Raw genomic sequence first — 2,478 nt, forward strand, 5'->3', positions numbered from 1 at the left:
GTGACGTAGAAGCATTGTCGGCAATGACATCCGGTTAGGTAAATTGAAAATTTTCATAGCGGCTATCAATTATTTCAAGTGCAGGTAGCACATATTCTGTTTTAGCCAATACCTGTGCTCCTGTGATACCAGGTCCTTCGATATCCTCGCCAATAACAAAAGCAATTTCAGCCTCAACCTTAGGATGAATTTGATTACTAAGACGAGCCTTTCCGCCGTTTTCAACCAACATATAATCAAACACATATCCGTAAATTGGATCTGTAATCCCCATCTGCTTCATTTTTGCTGGACTTGTTAACCCCATCTTAGGGCCAATAATCCGTTTTCCTTCATTAATTTTGATGTTGACGATTTCTTCTTGAACTAGATAAGCTTCTTCTACTGTTAAATCCGGTTTTAAATTCGTAGTAACCTTTGAAACCGCACGTCTTTCAACTTCTGCAGTAACAAGATATTGGGCAATTTCTTTATATTGACTCATTCTATGTCCTCCTTAGACAACAGCGCCTTGCTTTTTCACTGCCAATTCTGCTGCAACATCCATAATCATATCTTCCTGACCACCGACGACATGTCTTTTTCCTAGTTCGATCAAAATATCGCGCGAGTCAATGTTGAATTTTTTCGCGGCACGCTGGGCAAAAAGCAGGAAACTGGAATAAACACCTGCATAGCCAAGGACAAGACCGTCCCTAGTAATTTCCTGTGGCTTCTCCAAAATTGGAGCGACTAATTCTTCTGCAATATCCATCATTTTAAAAATATCGACTCCCGTCTTAATCCCTATTTTATCAAGGACGGAAACCAGTACTTCCGTTTGTGTATTACCCGCTCCAGCACCTAGGCAGCGAATGCTACCATCGATTCTAGTTGCCCCCTCCTGAATCGCCGCAAGACTATTTGCCATTGCTAAGGAAAGATTATTGTGGGCATGGAAACCGACATTCACAGTTAACGTATCTTTGAGAGCACGAATTCTTTCTGATACTTGATGTGGCAAAAGCGCTCCAGCAGAATCAACCACATAGACTGTATCAGCTCCATAGCTTTCCATTAATTTGGCTTGCTCAACTAATTTGGCTGTCGGCGCCATGTGGGACATCATAAGAAAGCCAACTGTTTCAAGCCCAAGGTCTTTTGCCAACGCAATATGCTGTGGCGCAACATCAGCCTCGGTTACGTGAGTCGCAATTCGTGCCATTTTCGCTCCCAACTGGGCCGCCTGCTTTAGTTCAGGCATTGTACCAATCCCTGGTAGTAGAAGAACAGCAATTTTAGCATTTTTTACAACAGATGCAGCCGCTTCAATTAACTCCAATTCGTTTGTTAATGATTGTCCGTATTGCAAGGACGAACCACCCAGCCCATCTCCATGTGAAACTTCGATAAAAGGAACATTTGCTTCATCTAAAGCCTTGGCCACATTCGTTACTTGGTCAATTGTAAACTGGTGTCTAATTGCATGACTGCCATCTCGCAACGCTACTTCCGTAATTAAAACATCTCTATCTTGGGTCATCTTGTATCGCTCCTTCCCTTATACTGTTACCTTCGAAATTTTATGCTGTGCCCATTCTTCTGCAACTTTTACGGCGGCTGCAGTCATAATATCTAAATTTCCGGAATACTTCGGTAGATAATCGCCCGCTCCTTCTACTTCAATAAAGACCGTAATGCGATTGTCATCAAAAATAGGCTCTTGTCTTACCCGATATCCAGGTACATACGTTTGGACCTGCTTTTCCATTTCCTTAATGGATGCTGTAATTTCTTCTTGATTGACCGTTTCACCCTCAACAATGGCATGGATTGTGTCACGCATAATAATTGGAGGTTCAGCTGGATTTAAGATGATAATCGCCTTTCCTCTTCTCGCACCGCCTATTTTTTCAATCCCACGGGCAGTTGTTTGCGTAAATTCATCAATATTTGCTCTCGTACCTGGTCCTGCACTTTTACTTGAAATCGTTGCGACAATTTCTGCGTATTCAACCTGCTGTACGAGATTAATCGCATGAACCATCGGAATGGTTGCTTGGCCACCACAAGTAATTAGGTTGATATTTCCCGCTTCCACATGCTCTCCAAGATTAACAGGCGGTACGACGAATGGCCCTACTGCTGCCGGTGTTAAATCTAACACCTGTTTTCCAGCATCTTTTAATAGCTTAGCGTGACGGATATGAGCCTTCGCACTGGTTGCATCAAACACAATATCCGCCAGTTCCGGTCTTTCTAAAAATCCTTTTATTCCCGTATCAATCGTTTCATACCCTAGCTCCCGCGCTTTTCTTAATCCATCAGACTCTGGTTCAATACCAATGACAGTCGTTAATTCAAGTTTGTCAGATCTACGAAGTTTCAGCATAAGGTCTGTGCCAATATTTCCTGAACCAAGAATGGCAACTTTTACTTTTGACATATGTACTCCCCTCTCATATTTATCAAATGCGCCTCGGCGTATTTGCGCCCAGA

2 protein-coding genes and 1 pseudogene are annotated in these 2,478 nt (G+C 42.7%); all 3 read right to left on the reverse strand.

Annotated features, from left to right (window positions below):
• Window positions 1-37: 37 nt before the first annotated feature.
• Window positions 38-484: pseudogene (locus V7147_RS24485) on the reverse strand (2-keto-4-pentenoate hydratase); the annotation flags it as partial.
• A 12-nt stretch (window positions 485-496) separates the two neighbouring features.
• Complete coding sequence (gene dmpG, locus V7147_RS24490) at window positions 497-1,522, reverse strand: 4-hydroxy-2-oxovalerate aldolase (RefSeq protein ID WP_335370403.1); 1,026 nt, start codon at window positions 1,520-1,522, stop codon at window positions 497-499.
• 18 nt (window positions 1,523-1,540) lie between these two features.
• The gene (locus V7147_RS24495) at window positions 1,541-2,425 is read right to left on the reverse strand and encodes an acetaldehyde dehydrogenase (acetylating) (protein ID WP_335370406.1); all 885 of its coding nucleotides are present in this window, start codon (window positions 2,423-2,425) and stop codon (window positions 1,541-1,543) included.
• Window positions 2,426-2,478 lie beyond the last annotated feature (53 nt).

It is taken from the genome of Bacillus sp. JJ1521 (assembly GCF_036965165.1).
In the GTDB taxonomy this organism is placed as follows: domain Bacteria; phylum Bacillota; class Bacilli; order Bacillales; family Bacillaceae_L; genus Ferdinandcohnia.